Here is a 25,878-nt window from a genome sequence, read left to right on the forward strand (position 1 = left end):
CTCCAGGGGTGCGGGCTAGCGGGTCTGGTAGTAGAGGCGGTTGGCGATCTGGCCGGGCTTGGAGGTCATCGCCTCCTGGACGGGGCCGTAGTCGGCCTCGTGGCCGTCGCGGGCGGCCTGGAAGGAGCCCGCCATCTCCTCGGCCGCCGTCGCCAGGGCGTCGGCGTCGGCGAGGACGTCGCGCATGACGGTGGCCGCGTCCCGGTGGGCGCTGGTGACCGCGTCGTCGACGTCGAGGGAGGCTGCGATCTCGGCGAGCTGGTCGACCTCCTTCGCGCACCCTTCGACGTAGTCGTACGCGCCCTTGACCGCGTGGCTGAGGGCGAGCATCGCGGCCGAGGCGGTGGCCAGGCGGGCGGTGATGATGGTGAAGGTCACGCCGTCGGAGATGACGTCGGTGACCTTGCTGCCGAGGTGTTCGAGGTCCACGGCTACTCCTGGTGGTATTCGGCTTCGGCCGGGGCGGTGTGGCCCATGTCGGCGGTGGTGTCGGCGGGCTGCTTGTCGTAGTCGGCCGCGACCTGCCCGGCGTGCGCGATGGCCTCCGATGCGCGGGGCAGGCCCTGCGCCAGGCCCTCGGCCTTGGACTCGACGGTCTCGGCCATCTCGATCAGCCGGGTGCACCAGCCGACCAGGACGCCGGGGACCTTGCGCCCCTCCAGCTCCGCGTACAGGCCCTCCAGGGAGGCGACGAGGTCTTGGCAGCGGTCCCTGACGATCCGGGCGTGCTCGGCTCCGGCCATGATCTGCTCGGCCTTGTCCTCGTCCGACTCGATGACGTCGTGGACCGTGAGTTCGGAGTCCTCGGCGTACTGCATGCTCTCGACTCCCTGCACGGCGGGGGATCCCCCCATGGGCCGTGCCTCCTTCCTCTGGTGCGGCACCGGGGCGCCCGGTGTGGCGCTCGCGGTGGCAGTGGGTGTGGCCGCCGGCGGGGCCGCCGGGAGGCCCTGGCCCACGCGCGGCGGCCTGTTGGGGCGGGGCGGGCCGATCCGCTCGACGGTGTAGGTCACGGTCATCCCCGGCGGCGGCCGCAGCCACGTCCCGCCGCTGCCGGGCATCGGCGGGGGCGGAGGGGCAGCGGCGCGGTTCCGGCGGGACTTCGACCCGGGGCGGCCGGTCGCGGCACCGGGTGGTGCCGTGCCCGCCGCATTCGCCTGGCCCGCTTTCGTGCGGCGCAGCCTCCGCGTCCTGTCCCCGGTGGCGCCCGCACCTGCCGGTGGTGCAGCGGGTTTGGGCGGAGCCGTCGGCTTCGGCGGGACGGTCGGCTTCGGCGGCACGGTGCCTGCGGGCCCCGGTGGGGTGGACGGGACCCGCTTGGACCTGGGCCGCTTCGGCGTGCGGCGGGAGAGGCTGACCTTCGGCCCGCTCGTCCCCGGCGGCGGCTTCGGCCGGGGCTTCTTGGTCAGGCTCACCTTCGGGCCGCCGGCCCCGGTCGGCGCCTTCGGTTTCTTCGTGAGGCTCACCTTCGGCCCGGTGGCCCCGGTCGGCGCCATACTGCCCGGCGGCGGCTTCGGCTTCTTGACCAGGCTCACCTTCGGAGCGGTCCCGGCCGGAGTGGTGCCGGAGTCGGTGCCGGTCGTGCCCTTCTCGGGCTTCTTGGTCTTGCTGATGACCGGCGGGGCCGGATCCTCGCGCCGCTTCGTGAGCCGTCGCCCGGCCTCCTCGGCGGTGGCCTTCGCCAGAGTGGTCCGGTCGGGGGCGGCGGCCGCAGCCTCCTTCTTGGTCCGCTTGGCCTCCGCCCGGGCCTCCCTCGACTTGATCCTGGCGTCGTCCCTCGCTTCGCGGGCGGCGGCCTCCCGGGCGCCCTTGGCCTCGATCCGCGCGGTGCGGATCTTGTCCTTGGCGTCCCGGACCGCGTCCTGCGACCCGCTCTTGCGGGTGCGGGCCGCGTCCTTGTCCTTGGCGCGGTCCTCCAGGCGGGCGGCCTGCCGCTGCTCGCGCCGCTGTTCCTTGGCGCCCTGGCGGGCCGCTGCCCGCTCCTGGCGGCCGCGGGCCCGTTCCAGGGCCGGAGTGGAGTGGCCGGAGCCGGGCGACCGGCCGTCTTTGGGGGACTTGACCCCCTTGGATGCTTTGTCGCCGCCCGGGCCCTTCCCCTCCGCGCCCTTGCCGCCAGCCCCCTTCGGGCCGGTCGCCGACGGCTTCGGCGGTGTGCCCGCGCCCTTCGGGGCGTCAGGCGTCTTGCCGCCGGGCTTCTTCGACAGCCCGCCGGACGGGCTGGACGTCGTACTTCCCTTCGCCCCGCCGGGGCTGGTGCCCTTCGAGGACCCGGTGCCCTTCGCCCCAGAGCCCCCGAAGGTGCCGCCACCGGAGCCGGACTTGCCTCCGGTGCCCTTGCCGCCGCCCGTGTCGGCGGAGCCGGAACGGGCCTTGGCCTGTGTCTGCGCGGTGGCGTCGTAGATCTTCTGCAAGGCCGCGTCGTGCTCGGCCTTCGCCTTGGCCTGCTCGGCCTTCGCCTTCACCGCGGCCTGCCGTACCGGCGCCAGGTCCGCGAACCGCTGTCGGCGGTCGTCGAGCCACTGGTGCATCCCGCGCAGGGTGGCGACCGCGACACCAAGCGCGACGAGCATCCCTGCCCGCGCCCCCTCCCGGCCCGCGCCGCCGCCCGACGCCAACGCGGCCGGGACGGCGGCGGAGGTGGCGGGCAGCGACGGGACCGGAGCGGGCGGTACGGCCGGGGGCGGCAGCACCAGTGGCGGAGGAGGGGGAACCGCCGGCGGCGGAGGAGCGGGAACCGCCGGTGTCAGGACCGGCGCTGCGGGGGTTGGTGCCGTCGGCGCCACGACGGGCGGAGACGACGGCGGGGCCGGGCTGGCCGGCGGCCCGGGCGGCGGAGGCGGGGGCGGGGGGCCCGGTGGAGGGGGCGGGGGCGGCGGCGGAGGGCTGCCGCTGGCGGGCCGGAACGGCAGGACCGTTCCGCTGCCGCTGCCTCCGCTTCCATTGTTCGTGCTCATGACTCTCCCGACAGAGGTTGACAGAGCGTGACCGCCTCGTGTACGCGCGCGCGGGCGCTCGCGGGCGCGGGCCCGAGCGGGCGCATTATGCGTGCGCGAGGCGGTCACAGCCCGGCTTGAACGGTGGATTGATGGACCTGGGCACCCGGATCGGATTACTCCGTGTAGCGGTCGACCCAGGTCGCGAGCGTGCGGGACAGGTCGTTCCACGCCTCCGGATCGCCGCGCCGCTCGCGGTCGGCGGCGACGGTGTAGGCCCGCTCGACCCACGACTCGGCAAGTCCCCGCGGGCCACGCTCGGCCCGCTCGGCCTGACGCTTCTCGAAGAAGAGGCGCTGGTTGATCGCCTTACGCTCGGCCCTGGTCTGTGCTGCGGCCACGGCTCAGGCTCCCTTGCGCAGGCCGTCGAAGACGTCGTCGAAGCCGGTCGGCTGGGCGGGGACGGTGCCCTCACCGGCGGCGGGCGGCTCGATGGCCTGCGCCTGCTGCCTGGCCAGGGCCTTCTTCTGCCTCTTGGCCTCCCGCTTGTCCGGCAGCTCCTCGTAGGAGTGCTGGAAGCGGGCATTGAAGGCCCCCAGGGCCGGCAGGACCTTCTCGACGCTGTCGGCGGCGTCGAACAGCGGCTTGACGACGTGGTTGGCCCGCAGCCAGGGCTGGCCGGGGAAGTCGCCCTCGATGCGGCCCTCCTCCTTCAGGACGGCCTGCATCTCCCGCGCGATCCGGCGCAGGTCGTCGGCGAGCGGCTGGAGATGCGCCCGGCGGTGCTCCAGGTGGATCGCCCGGTTCGCGGGCGACCTCATGTGGTCGGGGGTCCAGCGGTTGTTCTCGGCGCTCATGAGAGTCCTCTCGCGGTGTGCGCGGGATCAGGGGGAAGGGGGAAGGGGGCGGGCGGGCCGTACGGCCCGCCCGCCGTGCCGTCGCGTCAGCGCGTCGGCGTGAGGTGCTTGGCCCGGTCGGCCGGGCTCAGGAGCCCCGCCTCATCGAGCAGCCGTACGGCCCGGTCGCGGTTGCACCCGAGCGCCGTACGGGCGGCGTTGACGGTGACGAACCCGTCGGCCGTACGGGGCAGCTCCCGCAGGGCGGTGACGCACTCGGCGTCCGTACGGGCTGGAGCCGCGGGGCCCGTACGGGTCTTCGCCGTACGGGTCGCCGTACGGGCCGTACGGGTTGCGGCCGTACGGGCCGTACGGTCCTGCCCCGTACGGCCGTCCGTACGGTCCGTACGGACGGGCTCCGTACGGGCCGTACGGTCATCCGCCGTACGGTCTGCGTCCGGGCCGTCCGTACGGTCCGCCGTACGGGCCGGGTCGTCCTGCCCTGTACGGCTCGCGTCCGACCGGTCCGTACGGGGCTCGGTCCCGGTGACGTCACCGGGACTGTCGGACGCCTCGGGCTGCTCGGCGGTCGCGGGCTTCTCCTCTTCGCCGTCCTCCAGGAGGCGGTGGATCCGCCAGACGATGAGGACCACGGCGAGCACCGCGACGGAGATGAGCCAGACCGACGGGTGCTTGGCCCCGTCCGCCCCGATCTCTATCCCGACCCCGGTCATATCCGCCGCGTGGTAGGTCAGGTTCGTGGCGGCCATGAGCCCGAGGGCGAAGGGGACGTCCTTCTTCTTCCGGAAGGCCGTGACGACGTAGATGTCGAGCCCGACCGGAAGGGCCCAGGCCGCGTCCCCGAGCGGGGTCCTGCCCAGACCGACGAGGGAGGCGAAGGCCCACTCGCCGGACGCGGTCAGGATGATCACCGCGCCCAGTCCGGTCCAGAGGCTGACCTGCTTGAGGATCTCGCCCCGGGACTGCTTGTTCTCCAGGCTCTTGGCCCGCTTCTCGGCGAGCTTGCGGGCTGCCTGGGCGGCATCCCTCTCCTGCTCGGCCTCCCGCAGCACGGCCGCGGCCTCCTTGCGGATCTCCGCAGCGGCGGACGCGGCTGCCGCCCTGGCGTCGGCCTCGGCCCGCCGGCGCAGCTGCTCTGCCTCGGCGGTGAGCCGCTGCCGCTGCTCCTCGCGCTCCCGGACGTGCTTCTCGCCGAGCTCGCGGAACTCGTTCTCGACGAGCGCCTGGGCCCGGTCGTTCTCCTGGCGCTGGTGGCCCAGTTCGGCCTCCAGCCCCTTGCGGCGTGCGGCGACCTCCTCCTCCAGGTCGAGCATTGCGGACCGGCGGGTCAGCTCCAGCTCGATGTCGAGTCCGGCCCGCCGGGCCGCGATCTCGGCCGCCTTCTCCTGGGCCTCGCCCAGGATCTTCGCGGCGTCTTCCAGGGCCGTGCGGTAGGCAGCCTCGGCGGACACGCGGCGCATGTCCACCAGGGCGGTCGCCCGCTCCTCGGCGGTGGCGAGGACCGCGCTCACCTGGTCCTCGGCCTCGGCGAGCATCTGCCCGGCCTGTTCCTCGGCGTCCGCCATCGCGGCCGCCAGGACCTCGGCCACGCGGGTCTCGTCCTGGGCCAGGGAGCGCTGCCGGAGCGCTTCGACCTCCTCGGTCGCCTGCCGGAGGCGGTCCCCGGCCGCGTCGGCGGACTCGGCCAGGACCTGCCGGGCGGCGGTGGCCGCCGCCCGGCGGATCGTGACGGCCTGCGCCTCGGCGTCCTGGCGGATCCCGGCGGCCTCGGCCACCGCGGTGAGGCGGGCGACATCGAGGACCTCGGTGGCCAGGGCCAGGTTGTCGGCGGCCCGGTCCCGGGCGTCCGCGATGATCGGGTCCGCCTCCTCCCGCACCCCGGCGGCCGGGGTCACCGCCGCCGGTTCCTCGGCGGGCCGGCGGGGCGCGGGGGGCTTGCGCCCGGTCGTCGTCTTGCGGGTGGGCTTCCGTGTCGCGGTACGGGCCGCCACGACGCCCTCCTTCCTTATCGGTGTGGGCCCGTCAGATCTGGGCCAAGCGGTCCGTCATCCGCGCGACCGAGCTGGTGAGCCGGTCAACGAAGCGGGTGACGGCGGCGGTGAAGTCGTGGTCCCCGGCGCGGTCGCGCTCGACCAGAGCGAAGGCGAGTCGGCAGTCGACGCGCCGCAGGTGCGCGTCCAGCTGCCACCACGTCGGCCCGTGCACCACCCCGGCCACCGCCAGCAGGACGTACAGCGGGGCGGCGTAGGCGAGGCCGCCGACCACCTGCACCCGGCGGGCGGCGGTGCGCAGGTGGTGCCAGCGGGCGGACCGGGCGGACGCGGCCAGGTCGAGGTAGACCTCGAACCGGTCCGCCGGCCAGCCGGTGACCGGGCCGTTCTCCTCGCGGAACGCTGCGAGGTCCCGCATCCGGCGTCCGTACAGGGTGTCGATGCTCATTCCTGGCCCTCCTCGGGCTTGACCGACTGCACGCGGGTGTAGAGCTCGTTGAGGATCAGCAGCTGGGCGATGACCAGCCCGTCGTGGTGGCCCACGAGCATCGCGTTCTGCATGTTCTCGATCGACAGCAGCCGGATGGCCTCCATGCACTGGCCGCACCCCTGGTCGGCTTGCTCGACGACCAACGCCGGTTCGGCCGACTCGTGCGGGTAGTCGAAGACCCCGCGCCCCGTCCCGGCCTCCGTGGCGGAGGGCGGGAGCGTCGGCTCCCGGCGCGGTTGCGGGACGACGCGGACGAAGCCGCCGTCGGCGGCCTTGTCGATGGTGGCGAGGTCCCCCCGGGCGTCGTCCCGGTCGGTGGTGACCTTCTTGAGCTCGTCCGTCAGCCGGTCGATCTTCTGGGCCGCCTCGCCGAGCTGCACATACAGCTCGGCGGACTTGTCCGCCTCGGCCTCACGGGCCTTGGCGGCCGCGCTGTAGATGTCCTCGATCTCGGTCTCCAGCTGGCCGATGCGGGTGGCCCGCTTGGTCAGCTCGCGCTCCTGGGCGTCGAGGTCGTCCCACAGCTTCTTGAGCGTGGACGTACGGATGATGCGGATCACGACCGGCCCCCGATCCCGGACATGGCCTGCCCGTGACGGCGAAGCTGCTCCTCGGCTAGGCGGCGGGCCGCCTCGGCACGCTCGGCGGCCTCGGAGGCGGCCTTCGCGGCCGCGGCCTGCTGCTCGGCGGGGGTCACGCGACACGCCCCAGGCGCTCGATGCCGCCGGCGTACGCGGCGATGTCGCCGTCGACCAGGGCGGCCAGGGCCTCCATCTGCTCGACGGTGACCTCGGCGCTGTCGACGAAGATGCGCAGGCCCACGTTGCCCTGGCACATCGTCCCGGCGATCCGGTAGCCGCTCTCCGCCTGGGTGATGCCGGTGTTCTCCAGCTCCTGGACCAGGGTGGTCAGCAGGTGCGCGGCCTCCTTGCGGACGACCAGGTCCGCCAGGATCTCGCCCGGGCGGATGGTCACCGCGACCTCGACGCCGAGTCGGGCCAGGTCCTGAACCTCACCGAACACCGACCACGCCTCGGCGACGACGTCGTCGACGCCGTCGGACACGGCCTGGGGGCGGATCGGAGCGGCGGTGGTAACTGCGATGATGGTCATGCGGATCAGTTCCTTTGCTGGGTAGATCCGTGGACCCCCGGCACACATGGCGGTGCAACGCCGTGCCGGGGGTCGCGCCGTGCATGAGTGCCGGCGCGGCGAGCGGATGGGGAGTTGCACAACCGATGGCTGCTGGCTCGCGCCAGCCCCGGCCCCACCCCTGGGGCCCTGCTCAGATCCGCTCTCGGGCTGCCATGCGGCCAGCCCCCCGCTAAATGACGGCGGAGGCGCCGCGGCCCGAAATTCAGTCCACTGTGGAGTTCTCAAGGAGCGAGCAGCCACCCATCACCCCGCCAGTGCGAGTTCACTGAGGCCGCCAGATGGCGCCTGACGTGCAGGTATAGCTAGCGCGACGGTTTCGTTTTAGCGAGCTAAACCGACCGCGCATCGAAACCATAGGACGACTCTCCGTTCCGAGTCAACCACCTTGAACTCGCGCCGTTTAGTGCGGTAAACATGACCCTAGAAGGGAGGCACGAATGGAACAGGAACGGCTTGATGCGGCGTCGTCCTCGCTACAGGGACCGATTGACGCGGCATTCGACATCACGTTGTCCCAGCTCAAGGAGTTGCCCGACCCCCTGGAGCGGGCCAAGGCGGCCCATAGCCTCGTCAGCCGTGTGCAGGACTACGGGAGCGAGTTCCAGGCTGTACGCAACGAGGCGATGAACGAGGCCCTGCGGGTGGGCAAGGTGAACAGCACGCAACTCGCGGGAGAGCTGGGCATCAGCAAGGGGCGTGTGAGTCAGCTCGCCAAGGGGGCCCCGCCTGAGCGACTGTTTCTCGGCTCCGGCAAGGTCATTGTGGCGCTCGCCGAGAAGCTGGAGGACGGCAGCCTGGGGAACGGGAGGAGCAAGCGGGTTCAAGGGCCCGTTATCGCAACGGAGGACGTCCAGACCTACGAGCGGCTACGGGAGTTGGCTGAGGAGGTCGGCCTGGAGATCACCTTCGAGCGGATCCCGTTGGGCGGTAACGTCCGACTCAATCGCAATAACCTCGTGGTGATCTGCGGACCTCGTCTGTCACCCCTGATCGAGCAGATCCTTGAGGGCGACCCTCACCTTCGGTTCGACAAGGACCAGGAAGGGTGGTTCCTCACCGACCGGAACACTGGCGCGATCTACCGCTCGCCCATGGACAGGGGCGAGAACAGCGACATCGCGTACTTCAGCCGACTCCCCCGCCCCGACGGCCAGGGGACCTTCCTCTACATCGCAGGTATTCATGCCCGTGGATCCGGTGGGGTCATCCACTGGCTCAATCAGGAGCTGGCCAACGCGCATCGCGAGCTCAAAGCGAAGCGGTTCTCCACCCTCATCTCCAGCACCTTCGACCCTGACACGCTGGAGATCACATCCAGCGAACGCATCACACCGTTCTACCGCCCGGAAGGGGCCTGACGTGCAGGTATCCACGGCTTCGGCTCCGGGTGTGGGTCCCGCGAACGAGGACACAGTCCTCGCGAGTCCTACTGCGGTGGTCGTGCTGGACGGCCTGTCCGCACCGAAGGATCTGCCCATGGGGTGCGTTCACGGCACCCCATGGTTCGTACGACAACTCAGCACCGCCCTCATCAACCTAATCGGCGACAACGAGGTTCCCCTCCGGGAAGCCCTCCGTCTCGGGATTGCCACGGTTAACGACCTGCACCGGGAATCCTGCGACCTCGACCAGGAGGCGGTACCGGCCGCGACCGTGGTGATGATCCGCGAGCGTGGCGACGCCCTCGACTACCTGGTGCTCTCCGACAGCGTCCTGGTGCTCGACCTCGGCGCCGGCGACATCCTGACCGTAGTCGATAAGCGCGTGGAAGAGGTCGCGGCCGACCAAATGCGGGCTGCGCTTGAAGGACCGACTGGCACTGTCGAGCATGAAGCCCGTGTGTCCCGGCTCGTCTCCACCCAGCGTCGCCTGCGGAACCGGCCTGGCGGCTACTGGGTTGCTGCCACGGATCCGACAGCTGCCGACGAGGCGATCACAGGCTCTGTGGAACTCTCGGGGGTCCAGCAAGCGGCGCTACTGACCGATGGTGCCAGCCGCTTGGTCGACTCCTTCGGCGCCCTCACCTGGCACGAACTGCTAACCCTTCTGCGCACCGAAGGTCCGGCCGGACTCATCGCTCGCACCCGCGAAGCCGAGCTCACCGACCCGCTGGGGAAACAGTGGCCGCGGTTCAAGCGCTCGGACGATGCCACCGCGGCATACGTCAACGGGTGGGCCCGATCCACCCTTCCGTCGGTATAGCAGGCGCAACACGCCAGGAACGTCCCAATGCACGACCACAACTCAGGTATCTTTCGGGGATCAGCCGGAGGTGAAGAAGTGACCCCTGTCCATAACCCGGTAGCATCCGTCGACGCTCTCTTGGACGCCCATGCGCCCCTTCTGCCTACGTCGGTTCGAGGCCCGCTGCGAAGGGCTGCTGGCCTGACACAGAGGCAAGTGGCCGACAAGCTCGGCGTTCAGCCGCTGTCGGTGAAACGCTGGGAGTCCGGCGCAGTCGAACCGCGCGCCGGCTTGAAGCGGACCGCATACAGCCGCTTGCTCCAAGGGCTCGCACAGCGGCATCCGGAGGTCATCATCTCTAGGCAGTCCTAAACGCCTGAGGCCGCCCCTGCGCCAACAGGAGCGGCCTCGATCAAGCAGTCGACTCGTCCAGCCTCCACAGCTTCGAGTCGTGTCCGGTGAGGTGACCTCGCCGGGGGTGATGCCCGTGGGCCTGCGGCCCCCGTGGTCACCGATACCCAGAATACGGGCACCTGCACGCAGGGGCCACCATCTTCGGGTTCCTGTCTGGTCACATACACGCCGGTCGCGACTCCCCTATTCTCAGGGGAGAACCCGCACCATGATCCGCACCCCGTCCGCGGCACACAGCGTCGCGGCAGCGATTCCCTCAGTCGCCACAGCAGCACCCGCGCTCCCGCCGGCGGTGTCGCTGTGAGCCGACGGCACCTTCCCCGCCACCCGCTGCCGAACAGCGGTAAGGACGAGTACCTGTTTGAAGGCGACATCACCGACTACTGGTCGGCTGCGGTGGTGCGGCACTGGTTCCTGCACCTGCCCGGGATGAAGCCCACTGACTTCAAGCTCTACATCCTGCTGCGCGCCATGCTGACATCCAGCCCTCGGGGCCTGCGCCGTATGTCGGTCGACCAGCTGTGCTGGCTGCTGACCGAGGAGGGAGAGAAGCCGGTCGGCGAGTCGACCGTGCGGGCCGCGCTCAAGCGCCTGGAGAAGGCCGAGCTCGTCACCAACCCGGACGGCGAGCGCATCGTGACCTCCACCGGCAAGGGCGGCATCCAGACCATTTCACGCCGCTACAAGGTGCACGACCTCCCCCCGGACGTCCACGTCGGCTGGGCGAACACGTGGCAGAAGCTGGACGCGTACCGGCCGGACTGGCGTGAGAACCCGATCGTCCCCCCGACGCACACGAAGACCTCCGACGGCATCGTCCGCTCGAATTTGAGCGGACGTACTGACCTGGACGAACAAGCCGGAGCCGAGGCCCCTGAGGACGAAACCGCAGGTCGTTTCGACCGCTCGATTTCGAGCAGCGCTCAGCAGAAAACGAGCAGTCGAGCGCAGAAATCGAGCGGCGACAAGCCGCTGACCAGCGGAAACGAGGGGGGTATTCAGACTCCTATTAGGTCTTCTCTCTCTCCTGTCACGGGTGCCCCAGCGGTACCCGGTGACGTGGCTGAGGAGGAGGTCGAGGAGAGAGAGACCCCGGCTGCGCCGACCAAGACCAAGAGGGTGCCGGGCGCCGCCGACGGCGACGAGCTCGCCACCGCGGCCGCCGCTGTTGCTGCTGAGTTCGGGAACCTGTGGAAGGTCGAGCGCGGTACCCGGCCGAGCCGCCGTCAGCTGGACGGCATCGCTCTGGACGCGGCCGAGGCCATCGCGGCCGAGGACTCCCCTGAATGGCTGACCCAGTCGGTGGTGCCGTTCATGGTGAGCCGCGGCTACTTCGACCTGGCCCGGGCCAAGACGCACCCGCAGTGCCCGGCGCCGCGCGGTACGAAGGTGCCCGGCCAGCGGCCCGCCGTCCCGGAGTGGTGCGGCGAGTGCAACGAGGGCACGCGGCCCGACCTCGTCGCCGAGCGGTTCCGTCGGCAGGACGGCGTCCTGGTGAAGTGCCCGGAGTGCCACCCCGGCGGTGTGCGGCAGCCTGCCGCAGTCTGACCTGCCCCGAAAACGGCACGGCGGCCGTGCTCCCGCGAAGAAACCGGCCGCCGCGCTGATCCCAACCCAGTGAAGAGAAGAGATCTGATGTCCAGCATGACACCCCAGGCTTCCGCCGGCGAAGGCGACCTGTTCGAGGGCGACCCTGCGATGTTCCCTGCTCAGGACCGTGGCGATGTCCCCGACACGTTCCGGGCGGCTCCTGGCAACTTCGAGCGGATCCCGCCGCAGGACCGGGACGCCGAGCAGTCCGTCCTCGGCGGAATGCTGCTGTCCAAGGCCGTGATCACCGAGGTCGTGGAGATTCTCAAGGGCCACGAGTTCTACAAGCCCGCGCACGAGACGATCTACCGCGTCATCGTCGACATGTACGGCAAGGGCGACGTGGCCGACCCCATCACGGTCGGGGAGGAGCTCACCAAGCTCGGCGAGATCGCGAAGATCGGCGGAGCGTCCTACCTCCACACCCTGGTGCAGGCCGTGCCCACGGCGGCGAACGCCCCGTACTACGCCGAGATCGTCCGCAACAAGTGGAAGCTGCGGCAGGCGATCGAGGCCGGTACGCAGGTGACCGCGATGGGCTACAGCCAGGACGCGGACCCGGCCGAGGTGATCGAGGCCTCGGCCGCCCGCCTGCTGGCGCTCCAGGCCACCTTCGACACGGGCAAGGACCCCGCCGGGTGGGACGCGTCCATGGAGGAGCTGGTCGAGGGCTGGGAGGACGATCAGGCCGCAGGGGAGAACCCCGGCCTGCCCATGCCGTGGGACGACCTCCAGTCGATGCTGTGCACCGTCCCGGGCCACCTGGTGGTCCTCGCGGGCCGCCCCGGCATGGGTAAGTCGGTGGCGCTGCTTGACCTCATGCGTCACCTCGCCGTCGTCCACGGCCGCCCGGCCGCGTTCGTCTCGCTGGAGATGGCCCGCCGCCAGATCATGAACCGCCTGATCGCTGCCGAGGCGGAGATCCCGCAGCACGACATCCGCAAGCGTGCCCTGACCGACGAGCAGTGGAAGAAGTACGACAAGGTCCGCGGCCGCGTCATCGCCGCGCCGCTGCGGCTGGTCGTCCCGCCCGGCGGCATCACCGTGCCGCAGATCCGCTCGGCCCTGCGCCGTTGGCAGATCGAGGACCGTCTGCCGCACGCGCTCGCGATCGACTACCTCCAGATCGTCAAGCCCGACGCTCAGGGGCGTGGCGGCAACCGCACCAACGAGGTCGACGCCATCGCCCGCGGTCTCAAGGAGATCGCGTTGGAGTTCGACCTCCCGGTCTTCGCCGCCGCCCAGCTCTCCCGCCAGACCACCGGCCGCGAGAGCAAGGTCCCGCAGCTGTCGGACCTGCGCGAGTCCGGCGAGATCGAGCAGGCCGCCGACGCGGTCATCCTGCTGCACCGCGAGGACTACTACGAGCCGGAGAGCGAGCGTGCCGGCGAGATCGACATGATCGTCGCCAAAAACCGAGAGGGAAATACGGGCATTGTGACTGCCGGGTTCCGTGGTCGGTTCAGCAAAATCGAGGCAATGGGCCAGGAATTCTGAGACGAGCTGTAGCGTCTCAAATCCAGCTTCATAATCTCACGGCCCGCTGCATATCGACTGCACTTATGAAGCGGGCCATGAGACACCGCAGGTCAGTGGCCTGCACGGTCCGGCGGGGCATTGACGCCCTCGGAGGAAGTGCAACAGCCGCTGAGACAGCCGTAGATGAAGCGTCGTGAGACACCGCGAGAAACTGCAGGTCACGGCCTCGGCGTATGCAGCGAAGCGCGAGATCCTACACGAGCTGTAGGGTCTCAAATTTCGTGTCGGAATCTCACGGTCAATGTCGGATGGAAGTCGGATCCGACATCGACCGTGAGACACCGCAGTTCAGCGGGGCGCGGTGCCTGCAGGGGTGCCGGGGGTTCGTAGAGTCGCTTGGCTGGCCGAAGGAGTGGAGGAAGCATGCGGGTCGCCATTGAAGGGGCACAGATCGGAAGCCAGGCGGACCTGCACCGGGTTCTTGCCGGGCCTCTAGACTTCGGTCCGTACTACGGGCACAACCTGAGCGCCCTGTGGGACCGTCTGAGCAGGGATGTCGAGCGCCCAGTTGAGATCGTCTGGGAGAACGCTGCAGTCAGTCGTGACCGCATGGGCGATGAAGCGTTCGAGGCAATCGCGTCCGTCCTGGTCCGAGCTGCCGCGGAAGACGAGTCGAGCGCGCCGGACGAGAGGCTGACCGTGCGTTTCGCCTGATGTGGAGTCCAGCGGCCGGCGCCGCCAGCGACTTCCGACGTGGAGCTGAGACGCTGAGCGTCCGACACAGCGTGAGACTACGGACGGGCCGCAGGTCACGGCCTCGGCGTCCGACACGAGCCGCGAGACCCTACACGAGCGGGAGGCGGCGCGGGCCAAGGCCCGTGCCCGCCAAAGAGGTGAGTTTGAGGTCTGTTGGTGGCCGGGTGCTCGAGGAGCGTCGGCTCGGCTGCGGGGCGGACTCGGGTGTTCGGTCGGCCGACGCGCCTCGTGCACCCTCTGCGGTGGGGCGGCGTCGGCTCGTCCGGGGTCGGTGTGCGCCCAAGGTCCGTAAGTCTCCGTGGCCAGCCGCGCCGGCGGCTGCGGCGGCTTGGGGCTGGGCAAAAGCGGCCAGCGGCGGGGGAGGGGTGCCCGGGTGGCCGTCCGGAATGCCGGATTTCCGGGTTGAGTTGGGCGCGGGCCGTACCCGCCGTCGCGGATGCGGGCGCGTGAGGCGACCGCGCCGCCGGTTGCGGCTGAGGGGGAGCGGGCCGCTGCCGCGCTGTGGCCGGGCCCGGCGTCGCTGTCCAGCGCTGCGGGCGTCGTCGTGGTCGGCCGTCGGGCCGCAGGCCCGGTGTGGCGCGCGCGAAAAACCCTGAAGAACACGCTCTCACCAGGCCTTTCCGGCTTGACGTAGATCCCAAAACTTGAGAGTATTAGACATGTCGGAAGGGGGCGGGAATCCCCGGCCCGGCGGCCCGCCCCTCCGGGCGGGTGAGACACCGAGAACCTCACGAAAGGCCTTCAAGTGCCCACCACCTTTGGTCCCCTCCTGCTCGACGACGAGGCCGGCACGCAGCTGCGGCCTGCGTTCGACGCGGTCCTGCGCACCTTCACCGTCGAGTTGTGGCGCGACGGCCGGGTCGCGGCCGTTCACGGCGACAACGGCGAGTTCTTCGAGACCGCCCGCGCCACGACCGACGCCCTCGCGGACTTCCTCACCGCGCACGACGTACGCCCGCTGACCGAGACGGAGTCCTACGAGCTCTACGGCGGCCTGCTGCGGGTCAAGGGCGGCACCGGCTTCGAGCTCCTGATCCGGCAGGACGCCCGCCGGTCCTGACCGGCGCACCGCCCGGGGCGCGGGTGGGGCGGGAATCCCGCCCGCACCCCGGGATCACACCGAAGACCTCACACGGGAGAGACCTCATGGTCATCACCTTCACCCTCGGCGTCCCGCGCGACGCGGCGCCGGTCAAGCTCACCCCGGTCCACGACCCCGAGCGCGACGAGTTCTCCGTCGAGCTGTGGGAGAACGGCCAGTTCGCCGCCGCTCACGGCCCCTTCCGGCTCGCGGCCGACGCCGTCGAGACCAGCGACGCCTTCCTGGCCGAGCACGGCATCCGCCCCCTGACCGCCGCCGAGCGCACCGCGCTCCACACGCGGCTGGTCGCCCGGGCGGGCGGGGAGTTCCGCGCGATCGTCATGCGCGAGCTCGCCCGCCAGGAGGACGAGGCCGCCTTCCGGATGGCCGACGTGATCGAGGGCCACCTGCGCCGGGGCGAGTCGGTGGGCTGGCTCGCCATCAACGTCCGGGACGGCGGCAGCGACGGCCGCCTGTACCGGGACTGGCTCGACGCCCGGTCCGCGCAGGCCGAGCCGGACGGCTGCACCTACATGCCGATGCCCGTCTGGCCCATGACGCCCGACGAGTGCGCCGAGCACCTGGCCTTCGTCCAGCAGCTCGCCCCGCTCGCCTACCCGTACGTCGACCGCCACTGAAGACCGGCCGCGCCACGCGCCCGGCGGCGAGCACACCCGCCCCGCCGGGCGCCCCACCCGAACCACCAAGGAGCACGAGCATGACCAGCACCACCCTGCCGTACCGCCTCGGCGAGTTCGACGCCGAGGGCCGCTACCCGGTCATCATCGGCGCCGACATGGCCGTCGGCCACGTCTTCCGCTGGCACCGCAACTGGTTCGCCCAGGACTCCACCGGCGAGCACAACCTCGGCCGCCCGCCGAAGGGCGACAAGGGCGAGGACATGGCGGCCGCCCACCTGATCAAGCAGTACGCGGACGGCCTCATCACCGCGACCAAGGTCGTCACGCCCGCCGAGGGCGAGAAGGCGCCCCGCCCCTACGGCCCGGCCCCGCTCCTGCACCCGCGGATGCCCGAGAGCCCGCGCAACCTGGAGGGCGCTCGCAAGGCGTGGGACGGAGTCACCGCGTACCTGTGGATGCCGCTGGGCGGCTTCCCGGGGGCGGACAACCTCTGGCTCCTGGCCTGCGAGATGCCGGGGTGCGGCTGGTTCGGCCCCCGCTACTGGTCCCACCTGCGCGGCCGCAACGCCCAGCCGCCGTCCGCCCACCGGCACCCCGGGTGCATCGGCGAGGACAAGGTCCGCGAGCTGATCGCCGCCTACCAGAAGTAGCCCCGGCCCTTCCCGCAGCAGCACCGCCGGGCCCGGCGAAAGCCGGGCCCGGCTCCCCCCGAGACCACCAGGAGCAGCCATGACCACCGCACGCCTGAACCGCATCGCCGCCGCCGGCACCGAGGGCGGGTACCGCCGGATCCGCTTTGCCGACGGCTGCATGATCACCGTCGAGGCGCAGCCGGACGCCACCGAGTTCACCGAGGTCGCCCTTTGGCCCGGACTCACCGCCCCGTCCACCGACGCGTGGGCCAAGGAGGACCAGTGGGGGCTGAATCTGACGGACCAGGACGGCGAGGGCCGCAGCCTGTTCCTGGAGGTCCCCGTCGACGCCGTCCGCGCGCTCATCGAGGAGCACGGCGGCGAGCACGCCGACCAGGACGAGGACCTCCCGACCACCCGGCACCACCTCAGCCCGCGCAGCGCCACCGGCATCTACCGCGTCCCCCTGGACGACCTGGACGACCCGCCGATCGGCCGGATCATCCGGCACGACGACTACTGGCTCGCCACCCCGAGCCGCGGCGAGAGCCGCCGCAGCTTCGACTACGACGGCCTGGACGAGGCCGCGGCCTACGTGGTCCAGGAGGCCGACATCGCCGCCGGGCGCGCGACCCGGGCCGCGCAGGACCTCCGTCAGGCCCTCGCGCCGTACGGCCTGACCGCCCACCGCGGCGAGGACGTCCTGATCGGCGGGTACGTACTCAGCTGGCTCAGCGTCGGTTCCGGCGACACCAGCCGCGAGCCCGACGGCGATGCGGCCTACCTGAACGTCTACTTCAGCGACCCGACCGACGGCGGCGAGGTCACCGTCGACCGACCGGCCCGCGCCAGCGACGAGTGGGTCATCGAGCTGAACTCCGGGACCGGCGACAGCGCCCAGGGACCCTCCTTCCCCGGGCTCGACGCGGCCGCCGTCGCCGCCTACATCGCCCACTGGCACCGCGACCCCGCGGCCGCCTGGAGCAACACCGAGACCGAGCGCTCCGCCTGACCACCTGACGAGCCCCGGCGGGGGGAACGGGGCGGACCCCCGCTTCCCCCGCCGGGCCCGGCCCACCGAAAGGAACCACCGCCATGGCCGTCACCTACAACGTCACCGGCACGATCGAGATGGTGCCCCCCGTTCCGCTCGCCCAGCTGTGGGAGCTGACCGCCGGCGGCGCCTACCGGGTCGCTGACTTCGGTACCACCGCCCGCCAGGCGCTCGCGCTCGCCAGCGAGGAACCGCACTGGGTCTTCGTGCCCGACGTCGACAGCGGGGTCGATTCTCAGGGCCGCCCCAACGCCATCCAGTACCTGTGCGTCGACGCCGAGTGCCGCTCCTTCGTCATCAACGACCGGTTCACGGTCCTGTCCGGGTGGATGGGGGAGGCCCACGAGTTCGACGGCGAACTCGACTTCGAGGGCGACGACGTGGGCGACGTCGGCTTCATCGAGCCGTACTGCGACGGCGACGCCCCCGAATGGCACCAGCGGTAGCGGTCCCCGGCGGGGGAGCGGGGCGGGAATCCCGCTCCCCCGCCGGGGCCCGGCACAGCCACACCGAAACCTCAACCAGGAGAAGACCGTGACGAAGAAGACCTTCACCCCGCCCTGCGGCACAGGGTGCGCCGCCGCCCAGATGGAACTGTTCTCCGCGCCGGCCGCCACGCCGCCCGCGCCGCCCGCCGAGTTCGACTTCGACGAGCACGACGTCGTCATCGTCGGCGACAGCGGCGGCAAGGACTCGGGTGCCACCGCGCACGAGGTGTGCACCCGCGCCGACAAGGCGGGGCAGCTCCACAAGGTCCGCATCCTGCACTGCGACCTCGGCCGCACCGCGAACGGGCACCTGATTGAGTGGCCCGGCGCGCTCGAAGTCGCCCGCGGGCACGCCCAGCAGTACGGCGTCCCGTTCGCGGTCCGCCGCAGTACACGGTGGGCTTCGCTGTGGGAGCGGATCCGGGCCCACGGCAATTGGCCCGGGCACTTCGCACGCTTCTGCACGAGCGATACGAAGACCGCGGTCGGCCGGGACTACGTGGACGAGGTCGGCGCCGAGCTGAACCTGGGACGCCCGGTCCGCGCCGGGTACGCGATGGGCATGCGCGCCGAGGAGTCCAACGCCCGCGCGAAGAAGCCCGAGATCGAGCGGAACCGGATGAGCGGCAAGGGCACGCTGCGCGTCGTGACGACGTGGCTCCCGATTCACCAGCTCACCACCGACCAGGTGTGGGCGGTCCACGAGGAGAACGGCATCGAGCACCACGAGGCTTACGACCAGGGGATGCGGCGCCTGAGCTGCCGGGCCTGCCCGCTCGCGCACACCAACGACCTGGTGCGCTCGGCGCAGCTCAACCCGGAGCTGTTCGACGAGTACGCCGAGGCCGAGGCCGACATGGGCCACCAGTTCAAGAAGTCGATCAGCCTGCGCGGGATCATCGAACGCGCCCGCAGCTGACCGTCACGGGAAGCAGACAGCAAGAGGCCCGGCGGGGCGCAAAAGCGTGGGAATCCCGCCGGGCCGTGGTCCGGCCACCGAGGGTCCTCAACGAACCCAAAACCGAACCAGGCACCATCGTATCCACGACCGACACGACCAGGAGACCACCCCCGTGAAGACCATCGACGGCCACCCGTACGCGAACCGCGACGACCTGGCCGAGCGCAGCGGCTACAGCCGGGCCACCCTCGCCGCGATGTGGCGCGACCGCGCGACCAACAACCACCCGGCCGCGCGCACCGTCGACCGCGGGCTCTACTGGAACCTGGAGGAGTGGGAGGCCTGGTTCGCCACGTACAGCAAGAAGCAGCGCGACCAGATGCGCACCGTCGACCGCAGCGGTGACCCCGACGAGGAACTCCCGCCCGCCGCCCAGGCCCGAGTCCTCGGAGTCGACGCCAGCCGGATCACCCAGTACGGCAAGAAGCCGCCGGCGAACTGGCCGGCGCCCGTGCGCACCGAGACCCTGCCCAGCGGCCGGGTGCGCGAGTACCGCACGCGTCGGCAGCTCTGGGATTTCCACGACACCACCAACCGCGCGGGCACGGCCGGACGCGCGGCGAAGGAGGGCACCGACCCCCGGTTCGAGCAGGCCGCCCAGGCACTCGCCGAAGAACCCGGCCGCCCGGCCGCCGAGCTGGTCGCGCTGCTCGCCGAGCGGCACGGCGGTGCCCCCAACACCTGGCGCCCCTTCGTCACCGAGGCCCGCAAGAACGCGAGCCAGCCGGAGGACTGACGCACCTCTGCGCAGGCCGGTGCGGAACCCCAACGACGGGGGGCCGCACCGGCTTTTTCGTTGCCCGGCAGCACGTGCACGCGCGCCCTTTCCACGCCGCGAACGGGGGCAGTTCCTCGGCCCCGCAGTGGCGGCCGCGGGCACAGACACGCGGGGCTCCGCCCCACACCCCGGCCCTCTCTCGGAGGGGGGAGGGGCGCGTAGCGACCGGCGGGTGAGTGGGTGGTCAAGGGGGTGGAGGGTCGGGGTGTTCCCTCCTCGCCCGGGCCCCCGAAGGGGATCACAGCCCGCGCCGGGCCGCCAGGCCAAGCCGCCTTCGGCGGTCGCGCAAGCGCGAGCCCGGCACCCCGACACGGCCCGCGATCGGCTGCGCCTGCCCGACCGAGGAGGGAACCCCCCGACCGGCCCGTCGTATGGCGGTCCGCCAGCCGGAGCGGAGGCCGCTGACCAGCACTCAGAAATGGCCCCTGACCTGCGGTTTCGGGCTTGACCTGCACCCTAAAACTTGAGAGTATTAGACATGTCGGGGAGGGCGGGAATCCCGAACCGGCGCCGGGCCCAGGCCCACCACACCGAAACCGCCTCAACGACAGGACCCCTCCATGGGCGACACCCCTAAATCCGGCATGCCCGCCGGCGGGCTGCACCTCCTGCGCCGACCCCTCAGCGCCGCAGCCCAAGAGGACATCGCACTGCACGAGGCCCAGGACGCCGCAGCCATCGGCGCAGCCGCCGGACACCCCGCGCTCATCGAATGCCAGACCGTCGCCGCACTCCTCACCGAGTACGCCGCACTGCGCCCCGGCCGCGAAGCCGACGAGTGGAAGTTCGACGCGATCGAGCGCGTCACCGACTGCGCCCGCGCCATCGTCGACGGCGAGGACGAGCGCGTGAACGACCGCTACGCCGAAGCCCGCGGGGAGCGCGCAGCCCTCGTCTGCGACCGCCTCGAAGAGCGCGGCAGGGTCACCGCCGAAACGCTCGCCGACCTGGACGACGAGACCCGCCGACTCCTGGAGTGGTACGCCGCCCCGTTCCCCATCGAGTGGCTTTTCGAGCCCGAGCGCGACACCTTCGGCCGCATCATCCGCAAGCGCGTGATCGTCCTCTTCCACGGACCGGGCGGCCTCTCGGTCGGACTGCGCGACATCCTCGGAGCCGACGTCGACATCATCGGCATCGACCTGGACGGCGGAGCCGTCGCCACCGCGGTCGCCGCCGGATTCCGGGTCATCCACGCCGACGTGACCGAGCTCAACCCGGAGTCGCCCGCGCTCGCATGGGTCTCCGGAATCGCGCTCACCCCGCCGTGCCAGGCCTTCACCCCCAGCGGCCTCGGCAAGGGCCGGTATGCAGGAGCCATCAGCCTGATCCTGTCCGTGATCTACGAAGCCACCGCAGCCGCGGGATTCCTCCCCTGGGACGGCTCGCCGACCGGATTTGCCCCCCGCTCCGGCCTCACCTGGGACGAGGTCCGCGAGCCCCTGGCCGAGCTCGAAGACGCGCGCGCCGGGCTCATGGCGGAAGTGATCATCTGGCCGCTTGGGATGTTGGCCAGGTGGAACGACTCCCTGGAGTGGGTGGCGGTCGAGCAGTCCTCCGCACTGCCCGAGCAGATCGAAGAGGCGCTCTTCGCGGAGCTGACCGGTGCCGGGTGGCACACCACCGAGGCGTGGACGCTGGACGCGGTGAACTACGGGGCCGCCTCGCACCGTAAGCGGCGCTTCATGGCCGCCTACCGAGGTGAGTCGACGCCCTTCGTCGACCTCACGCCCACCGCTCCGTTCCCTTCTCCGACGTTCGCCGAAGTCGTCGGATGGCCCACCGGCCGGACCATCCTCACCCGAGGTAACCGGCCCGTCGGCCCGGAGACCGGCCGGGCCAAGGGCGGCGGCAGCCGGTCCGCCGACCGACCCTCCACCTGCGTGACCGCCACCATCTACGGGTGGGCCGACTCCGAGAGCGGCGAGCGCATCACCCAGGCCGACATCGGCCGCCTGGTCGGCTTCCCCGGTGACTTCCCCTGGCGCCACGTCGGGCGCGGCCGCGGCGTCCGCAACGTCGCCCAGCAGGCAGCCGACGCGGTCTGCCCGATGGTCGCCGCCGCAGTCTTCGGACGCATCCTCGGCATCGCGGACTGGGAGGAGAAGACCCGGACCTACGTCCACCGGATCTACATCATCCCCACCATCCCGCGGCAGCGGATCGAGCAGATGCTCCTCTTTGACGAGGAGACCGGCGACCAGCTCCAGGCCGCCTGACCCACCGCCTCGGCGGGCCGCAGAACCAGCGGCCCGCCGAGGCATTTTGCAGCCCGGATGCGCCGACGCATCGCCGGGCGCGAAGAAGGAGGCCCCGACGAATCGGGGCCCCCTTCCTTGTGCTGCTCGACGTCAGCCGGACTGCCCGGCCGCCGCGACCGGCGCAGTGCTCCCAGTGCTGTCCTGAGCCGGAACGCTCGCCACTGGCGAAGACGTCTCCGACCCGCCGACCGGCGCACCCTTCCGCGCCGACGCGCGCCGAGCCCGAGGCCGTCCCTTCGGCCGCCTCGTCGGCTCCTCCGCGCCGATCTCCGCCAGCTCCTCAGCGGTCCAGCCAGCCGCCTCGGCGTCGGAGTACGCCTTGCCATACGGCTCGTCGAGTGCGGCGAGCTGTTCGAGGAGGGTGGCCCGCTGCCCCTGGACATCCACCAGCGGCTCGATGGCCTCAGCCCGAGCCTTCAGGATCGCTTCCATCCGTTGCTTCATCTCGTGTGCAGACATGCGCGCATCGTACTTTCCCCAGCTCGATTCGACCGCTCGAAATCGAGCAACCGGCACCACGGCGCCGGGTTTTGACCGCAGGTCAGAGTGCTACCGGTGGTTGAGGGCGCCCCCTTAGCCACCGGTAGCAAGATAGTGGTTACTGATATCAGTAACCGGGATCCCGGCTGCCCTCTCCAGTAGGGTTGGCAGCCGTTGATCATGGGTCCGAGCACGGACCGGGAACCCCAGAGGGTGGCTGCGATGCCAGATTCGCCAGCGGATGAGAAGCGTCAACGCCCTGCTCCGCGAAGACGTGAGCGCGAGGCTGGCGGCCGACGCTCGAACCGTTTCCTCGTCTCGTACAACGATGATGAGAGCGAGATCGTCAAGGCCGCTGCCGACCGCGATAACCAAGCCCTCGCATCCTGGGTCGGACGCGCCGCAATGGACGTGGCAGAGGAGATCGTCGTACCGACGCCCGTCAACGCCAAGGCTGTCGTTGGCGAGCTGATCGAGGCGCGCAAGCAGCTCAAGCGGGTCGGTACCAACTACAACCAGATCGCCAAGGTGATGAACTCCGATGGAGAGGTGCCCGACGAGCAGATGGCGGCCGTGCACCGGGCCTTGGTGACTGCGATTCAGCGTCTCGACTCCGCCACGCTCCAGCTGATGCGGGAGCGAAAGGAACGCGGATGATCCCGCAGAAGCTCGACGAGGGTAACGAGACCTACGGTCTGCTCGCGTACCTGTATGGGCCCGGCCGGCGGGACGAGCACACGAACCCGCACATGGTCGCCGCGTGGGACCCCTACATCGGTGACCCGGCACGCTCACCCGACATGACGATCTCGGACCTCGCGCTGCTCCTGGACGCACCTGTGTTCGCGATGCGGGGCAAGAAGCCGAAGCTGCACGTGTACCACCTGGCGATCCGGAACGACGAGAAGGACCGGATCCTCAGCGACGAGGAATGGGCCGAGGTCGCGCGCGAGATGATGCATGCCTCTGGGATTGCCGAGCATGGCGACGACGAGGCGTGTCGATGGGTGGCCGTACGCCATGCGGACGACCACATCCACCTCGTGGCGACGAAGGTCCGGGAGGATGGACGGCAGCCGAACCTGCGCGGGGACATCTTCAAGATGCAGGCCGCAGCCCGGGTCTTCGAGGAACGACTCGGGCTGCGCAGGCTGAGGAACGGGGACAAGACCGCATCGCGCTGGAGGAAGCCGGGCGAGATGGAGAAGGCGGAGCGCCGGGGCCTGAGTGAGGCCCCTCGCGCGACACTCCAGCGGACGGTTCGTGATGCGGCAGCGGCGGCGACGAGTGACCTCGACTTCTTCGGGCGTCTCGCTGCCTCGGGTGTGCGTGTGAAGCAGCGCATCGCCCCGGACGGAAACCTCACCGGCTACTCGGTGGCGATGCCGGGCGACCGGAATCCGGAGCAGACACCTATCTGGTTCTCCGGCGCCAAGCTCGCGCCGGACCTGTCTCTTCCTCGGGTTCGCGAACGTTGGACGAACCCCGTCGCAGCACCGAGCGTTGCGCCGGCGGAGATGTGGAGGATTGCCGAGGAGAAGGTCCGTGAAGCAGCGGGTCGGCTCGGCGCCGAAGGCCTCCACCAGGGCGCGGGGGACGTGGCCGCGCTCGGTGACCTGATCGTGGTTGCCGCCATCGTTTCCCCCCGGGTCGTGCGCAGCCAGATCAAGGACGCGGCGTTCGAGTTCGAGCGGGCATCTCGTGCGCCCGGAGACCGCGCCCTGGAGGGCCAGGCGCGCAGGCTCTACCGCGAGTCGAACCAGCTCCTCGGCCAGTCCGCCGCGGCAGCCGGCCGCAACGACACGGTGGCAGCGCTCGGCTTCCTCCTGGCCCTGGTCCAAGCGGTCGAAGCGGCCCGACGCTGGCACGATGCACAGCAGCACCGCGCCCAGGCCGAGGCGTCGGGGAAGGCGGGCCGACTCCTGCGCGAAGCGGTAGAAGTTACGGCTGGCGCGGCCGCCGCCCGCGAGTATCGGCCTCGCCCTAAGCGCGCGACGACGCGTCGTTCGAGCGGACCGCGGACAGCGGCGCCCCCGGGGGAGCGCCCGATGACGGGAGTCGTGCAGGAGGCCGTTCCTGAGCACGCGCGAGCTGTGCTGGCAGATCCGGCCTGGCCGTCGCTGCGGGCCCGTCTCGTCGAGGTCGAGCGAGCGGGCGATGACCCGGTCGATGTCCTCGTAACGGTGGCCCGCCGACGGGAGTTGTCCTCAGCGGAGTCGATCGCCGAAGTGCTTACATGGCGTCTGGACGGCTGGCGGAAGGAACGGGGTACGACCACGCCCGCCGCCGGTTCGAGTCCGTCGTCGACAGCTGGAGGCGGAAGCAGCAGCGTCGCGCCAGTGCGCAAGGCGGCACCAGCGCCGAGGCGCAGGCCGCCCGGCGATGAGCAGGCCAAGGGCCCCAGGCGGGCCCGCTAACGAGGGGAGAGCAGCATGGCGACATCATCATCAGGGGAGTTCACTCCGCCACCGGGGGAGCCGTTCGCGGAGGCGGCGGCGGAGGCGATGCAGGCCGCGGTCATGTCGGTGCGTCTGATCCTGGCCATCGCGGATGCTGTGCGGCGGCACCGCCAGCAGCAGGAGAAGGGCGATGCGGCTCCGCTGCCGCCTGCCGAGGAGGCGACCCGCGGTGCACAGCCGGAGGCGAAGAACTTCCTGCCCGCCGACATCGCTGATGTCCTGATGAGGAGCGCTGACTGGCCGCTGATGGCGCAGCAGCTGATGGCGCTCAAGCAGGCGGGGGTGGACCTGGAGCAGCTTCTTCCCCGCGTCGGTGAGATCGCGGTGACCGTGCGGGATCAGGTGGCGGAGAATGCCGCGCGGGTGGCCCGAGAGGGAACGCGGGAGTGGGAGACGGCGCTGCGCGAGACGCTGCCGGCGGGGCTGGTGAGGGAGGCGATCCTGTCGTCTCCGGCGTGGCCCGAGATCGCCGCGACGATGTCCGCGCTGGATGCGCGTGGTGTCGATGTACGGCGGATCCTTGCTTCGGCTCATGACGAGGGCGTCGGGGTCGACCGGGCTATCGCGAAGGTCCTGGGCGCTGGGGAGGTTCCGGTGGCGAGCCGGGACGCGATGCTGTCGTGGGGGCCGATGTCGAGGGGGCTGGATTTGCCTGCCGACATCCAGTGGAAGGACCGGGAGAAGGCGTTCAAGCAGCTGTCGATCGGGCCGGGGGAGAACGGGCGGGCTATGCGTCTGGTGCGGGATGCGCTGCCCGGCCGGGAGCGCGAGGCCGACCTGATGATCGCGGCGGAGAAGTGGCCCATGGTGGCCTTGAGGATCACCACCATGGAGCGCGAGGGAAAGCCTGTGGCGGAGCACCTTGCCGGGCTGATGAAGGACACCTCGTGGGACCGGGAGCCGGGCAGGGTCGGGACGCGGCTTCTGCAAGCGGCGAGCCACGTGTTGCAGCATCCGCCGGGCGAGGCGCCGCCGCTGGATCGGCCCCGGGTGAGTGCTGCGTCGGCCCGGTCGACGTCGACGACGATGGACCCTACTAAGGCGTCGGCGGCGAAGGGTGCGGCCCCGGCTGAGCGGGGGGTGGCTGCCCACCGGGAAGCTGCGCCGGCGGCGAAGGCGCGCAGGGCGAAGTAGCGCTCGACACGGGTGTGCCGCAGGCCTGGATCAGGTCTGCGGCACACGCTTTTTCGGGGC

General features: G+C 71.0%; 27 protein-coding genes. 17 read left to right on the forward strand and 10 right to left on the reverse strand.

Features of this window, described 5'->3' with window-relative positions; translation table 11 throughout:
• Window positions 1-15: 15 nt before the first annotated feature.
• The 9 genes from ACF09E_RS34680 to ACF09E_RS34720 form a co-directional block, all read right to left on the reverse strand.
• Complete coding sequence (locus tag ACF09E_RS34680) at window positions 16-429, reverse strand: hypothetical protein (RefSeq protein ID WP_392210162.1); 414 nt, start codon at window positions 427-429, stop codon at window positions 16-18.
• Between the two features lie 2 nt (window positions 430-431).
• Window positions 432-2,570, reverse strand: a complete 2,139-nt coding sequence (locus ACF09E_RS34685) for a hypothetical protein (protein ID WP_392210164.1) — start codon at window positions 2,568-2,570, stop codon at window positions 432-434.
• Window positions 2,571-3,109: 539 nt separating this feature from the next.
• Window positions 3,110-3,334, reverse strand: coding sequence for a hypothetical protein (locus ACF09E_RS34690; protein WP_392210166.1), 225 nt, complete (start codon window positions 3,332-3,334; stop codon window positions 3,110-3,112).
• Window positions 3,335-3,337: 3 nt separating this feature from the next.
• On the reverse strand, window positions 3,338-3,790 hold the full coding sequence (locus ACF09E_RS34695) for a hypothetical protein (RefSeq protein ID WP_392210168.1): 453 nt from the start codon (window positions 3,788-3,790) through the stop codon (window positions 3,338-3,340).
• A gap of 86 nt (window positions 3,791-3,876) precedes the next feature.
• A complete protein-coding gene (locus tag ACF09E_RS34700) occupies window positions 3,877-5,781 on the reverse strand; it encodes a hypothetical protein (protein ID WP_392210170.1) in 1,905 nt (634 codons plus the stop codon).
• A gap of 31 nt (window positions 5,782-5,812) precedes the next feature.
• Window positions 5,813-6,229 (reverse strand): hypothetical protein, encoded by a 417-nt coding sequence (locus tag ACF09E_RS34705; protein WP_392210171.1) that lies wholly within the window; start codon window positions 6,227-6,229, stop codon window positions 5,813-5,815.
• Entirely contained in the window at window positions 6,226-6,831 is a 606-nt protein-coding gene (locus ACF09E_RS34710) for a hypothetical protein (RefSeq protein WP_392210173.1), read from the reverse strand. Before ACF09E_RS34710 ends, ACF09E_RS34705 begins: the two co-directional genes overlap by 4 nt.
• Window positions 6,828-6,968 carry a hypothetical protein gene (locus tag ACF09E_RS34715; RefSeq protein ID WP_392210175.1) on the reverse strand — a complete coding sequence of 47 codons (141 nt, stop codon included), beginning with the start codon at window positions 6,966-6,968 and terminating at the stop codon, window positions 6,828-6,830. Before ACF09E_RS34715 ends, ACF09E_RS34710 begins: the two co-directional genes overlap by 4 nt.
• A complete protein-coding gene (locus ACF09E_RS34720; RefSeq protein WP_392210177.1) occupies window positions 6,965-7,384 on the reverse strand; it encodes a hypothetical protein in 420 nt (139 codons plus the stop codon). Before ACF09E_RS34720 ends, ACF09E_RS34715 begins: the two co-directional genes overlap by 4 nt.
• A 479-nt stretch (window positions 7,385-7,863) precedes the next feature.
• Between ACF09E_RS34720 and ACF09E_RS34725 the strand changes: the two genes are divergently transcribed.
• The 14 genes from ACF09E_RS34725 to ACF09E_RS34790 all read left to right on the forward strand — a co-directional run bounded on the left by ACF09E_RS34725 (window position 7,864) and on the right by ACF09E_RS34790 (window position 21,703).
• The gene (locus tag ACF09E_RS34725) at window positions 7,864-8,784 is read left to right on the forward strand and encodes a sigma-70 family RNA polymerase sigma factor (protein ID WP_392210179.1); all 921 of its coding nucleotides are present in this window, start codon (window positions 7,864-7,866) and stop codon (window positions 8,782-8,784) included.
• An 82-nt stretch (window positions 8,785-8,866) separates the two neighbouring features.
• A complete protein-coding gene (locus ACF09E_RS34730; RefSeq protein WP_392210181.1) occupies window positions 8,867-9,628 on the forward strand; it encodes a hypothetical protein in 762 nt (253 codons plus the stop codon).
• Between the two features lie 27 nt (window positions 9,629-9,655).
• Window positions 9,656-9,982 (forward strand): helix-turn-helix domain-containing protein, encoded by a 327-nt coding sequence (locus ACF09E_RS34735; protein WP_392210183.1) that lies wholly within the window; start codon window positions 9,656-9,658, stop codon window positions 9,980-9,982.
• Window positions 9,983-10,324: 342 nt separating this feature from the next.
• The gene (locus tag ACF09E_RS34740; protein WP_392210185.1) at window positions 10,325-11,572 is read left to right on the forward strand and encodes a hypothetical protein; all 1,248 of its coding nucleotides are present in this window, start codon (window positions 10,325-10,327) and stop codon (window positions 11,570-11,572) included.
• Between the two features lie 96 nt (window positions 11,573-11,668).
• Window positions 11,669-13,111: a replicative DNA helicase gene (locus ACF09E_RS34745; RefSeq protein WP_392210187.1), complete on the forward strand. Its 1,443-nt coding sequence runs from the start codon at window positions 11,669-11,671 to the stop codon at window positions 13,109-13,111.
• Window positions 13,112-13,516: 405 nt separating this feature from the next.
• Window positions 13,517-13,807 carry a barstar family protein gene (locus ACF09E_RS34750; RefSeq protein WP_392210189.1) on the forward strand — a complete coding sequence of 97 codons (291 nt, stop codon included), beginning with the start codon at window positions 13,517-13,519 and terminating at the stop codon, window positions 13,805-13,807.
• A 787-nt stretch (window positions 13,808-14,594) separates the two neighbouring features.
• Window positions 14,595-14,909: a hypothetical protein gene (locus ACF09E_RS34755; RefSeq protein WP_392210191.1), complete on the forward strand. Its 315-nt coding sequence runs from the start codon at window positions 14,595-14,597 to the stop codon at window positions 14,907-14,909.
• A gap of 86 nt (window positions 14,910-14,995) precedes the next feature.
• Window positions 14,996-15,568: a hypothetical protein gene (locus ACF09E_RS34760; RefSeq protein WP_392210193.1), complete on the forward strand. Its 573-nt coding sequence runs from the start codon at window positions 14,996-14,998 to the stop codon at window positions 15,566-15,568.
• Window positions 15,569-15,648: 80 nt separating this feature from the next.
• Entirely contained in the window at window positions 15,649-16,221 is a 573-nt protein-coding gene (locus tag ACF09E_RS34765; protein WP_392210195.1) for a hypothetical protein, read from the forward strand.
• 79 nt (window positions 16,222-16,300) lie between these two features.
• A complete protein-coding gene (locus ACF09E_RS34770; protein WP_392210197.1) occupies window positions 16,301-17,215 on the forward strand; it encodes a hypothetical protein in 915 nt (304 codons plus the stop codon).
• 83 nt (window positions 17,216-17,298) lie between these two features.
• Entirely contained in the window at window positions 17,299-17,703 is a 405-nt protein-coding gene (locus ACF09E_RS34775) for a hypothetical protein (protein WP_392210198.1), read from the forward strand.
• 88 nt (window positions 17,704-17,791) lie between these two features.
• Window positions 17,792-18,664, forward strand: coding sequence for a phosphoadenosine phosphosulfate reductase family protein (locus tag ACF09E_RS34780; protein ID WP_392210200.1), 873 nt, complete (start codon window positions 17,792-17,794; stop codon window positions 18,662-18,664).
• Between the two features lie 154 nt (window positions 18,665-18,818).
• Complete coding sequence (locus ACF09E_RS34785; RefSeq protein WP_392210202.1) at window positions 18,819-19,442, forward strand: hypothetical protein; 624 nt, start codon at window positions 18,819-18,821, stop codon at window positions 19,440-19,442.
• Between the two features lie 602 nt (window positions 19,443-20,044).
• On the forward strand, window positions 20,045-21,703 hold the full coding sequence (locus tag ACF09E_RS34790) for a hypothetical protein (protein WP_392210204.1): 1,659 nt from the start codon (window positions 20,045-20,047) through the stop codon (window positions 21,701-21,703).
• 132 nt (window positions 21,704-21,835) lie between these two features.
• Here ACF09E_RS34790 and ACF09E_RS34795 read toward each other — a convergent pair whose 3' ends face one another.
• Complete coding sequence (locus ACF09E_RS34795; protein ID WP_392210205.1) at window positions 21,836-22,204, reverse strand: hypothetical protein; 369 nt, start codon at window positions 22,202-22,204, stop codon at window positions 21,836-21,838.
• A gap of 243 nt (window positions 22,205-22,447) precedes the next feature.
• Between ACF09E_RS34795 and mobC the strand changes: the two genes are divergently transcribed.
• The 3 genes from mobC to ACF09E_RS34810 are packed head-to-tail and all read left to right on the forward strand — an operon-like array spanning window position 22,448 to window position 25,818.
• Entirely contained in the window at window positions 22,448-22,882 is a 435-nt protein-coding gene (gene mobC, locus ACF09E_RS34800; protein WP_392210207.1) for a plasmid mobilization relaxosome protein MobC, read from the forward strand.
• Window positions 22,879-24,642 (forward strand): relaxase/mobilization nuclease domain-containing protein, encoded by a 1,764-nt coding sequence (locus ACF09E_RS34805; RefSeq protein WP_392210209.1) that lies wholly within the window; start codon window positions 22,879-22,881, stop codon window positions 24,640-24,642. The genes mobC and ACF09E_RS34805 overlap by 4 nt, the downstream gene beginning before the upstream one ends.
• A gap of 15 nt (window positions 24,643-24,657) precedes the next feature.
• The gene (locus ACF09E_RS34810) at window positions 24,658-25,818 is read left to right on the forward strand and encodes a hypothetical protein (RefSeq protein ID WP_392210210.1); all 1,161 of its coding nucleotides are present in this window, start codon (window positions 24,658-24,660) and stop codon (window positions 25,816-25,818) included.
• Window positions 25,819-25,878: the final 60 nt, after the last annotated feature.

Source organism: Streptomyces sp. NPDC014891, from assembly GCF_043081085.1.
GTDB lineage: Bacteria > Actinomycetota > Actinomycetes > Streptomycetales > Streptomycetaceae > Streptomyces.

Coding starts and splice junctions, on each gene's coding strand:
- ACF09E_RS34685 (WP_392210164.1), bottom strand. CDS start 2,570: ATGCTCGTCGCGCTTGGTGTCGCGGTCGCCACCCTGCGCGGGATGCAC.
- ACF09E_RS34695 (WP_392210168.1), bottom strand. CDS start 3,790: ATGAGCGCCGAGAACAACCGCTGGACCCCCGACCACATGAGGTCGCCC.
- ACF09E_RS34705 (WP_392210171.1), bottom strand. CDS start 6,229: ATGAGCATCGACACCCTGTACGGACGCCGGATGCGGGACCTCGCAGCG.
- ACF09E_RS34720 (WP_392210177.1), bottom strand. CDS start 7,384: ATGACCATCATCGCAGTTACCACCGCCGCTCCGATCCGCCCCCAGGCC.
- ACF09E_RS34725 (WP_392210179.1), top strand. CDS start 7,864: ATGGAACAGGAACGGCTTGATGCGGCGTCGTCCTCGCTACAGGGACCG.
- ACF09E_RS34735 (WP_392210183.1), top strand. CDS start 9,656: ATGCACGACCACAACTCAGGTATCTTTCGGGGATCAGCCGGAGGTGAA.
- ACF09E_RS34745 (WP_392210187.1), top strand. CDS start 11,669: ATGACACCCCAGGCTTCCGCCGGCGAAGGCGACCTGTTCGAGGGCGAC.
- ACF09E_RS34750 (WP_392210189.1), top strand. CDS start 13,517: ATGCGGGTCGCCATTGAAGGGGCACAGATCGGAAGCCAGGCGGACCTG.
- ACF09E_RS34760 (WP_392210193.1), top strand. CDS start 14,996: ATGGTCATCACCTTCACCCTCGGCGTCCCGCGCGACGCGGCGCCGGTC.
- ACF09E_RS34765 (WP_392210195.1), top strand. CDS start 15,649: ATGACCAGCACCACCCTGCCGTACCGCCTCGGCGAGTTCGACGCCGAG.
- ACF09E_RS34770 (WP_392210197.1), top strand. CDS start 16,301: ATGACCACCGCACGCCTGAACCGCATCGCCGCCGCCGGCACCGAGGGC.
- ACF09E_RS34775 (WP_392210198.1), top strand. CDS start 17,299: ATGGCCGTCACCTACAACGTCACCGGCACGATCGAGATGGTGCCCCCC.
- ACF09E_RS34790 (WP_392210204.1), top strand. CDS start 20,045: ATGGGCGACACCCCTAAATCCGGCATGCCCGCCGGCGGGCTGCACCTC.
- ACF09E_RS34795 (WP_392210205.1), bottom strand. CDS start 22,204: ATGTCTGCACACGAGATGAAGCAACGGATGGAAGCGATCCTGAAGGCT.
- mobC (WP_392210207.1), top strand. CDS start 22,448: ATGCCAGATTCGCCAGCGGATGAGAAGCGTCAACGCCCTGCTCCGCGA.
- ACF09E_RS34805 (WP_392210209.1), top strand. CDS start 22,879: ATGATCCCGCAGAAGCTCGACGAGGGTAACGAGACCTACGGTCTGCTC.
- ACF09E_RS34810 (WP_392210210.1), top strand. CDS start 24,658: ATGGCGACATCATCATCAGGGGAGTTCACTCCGCCACCGGGGGAGCCG.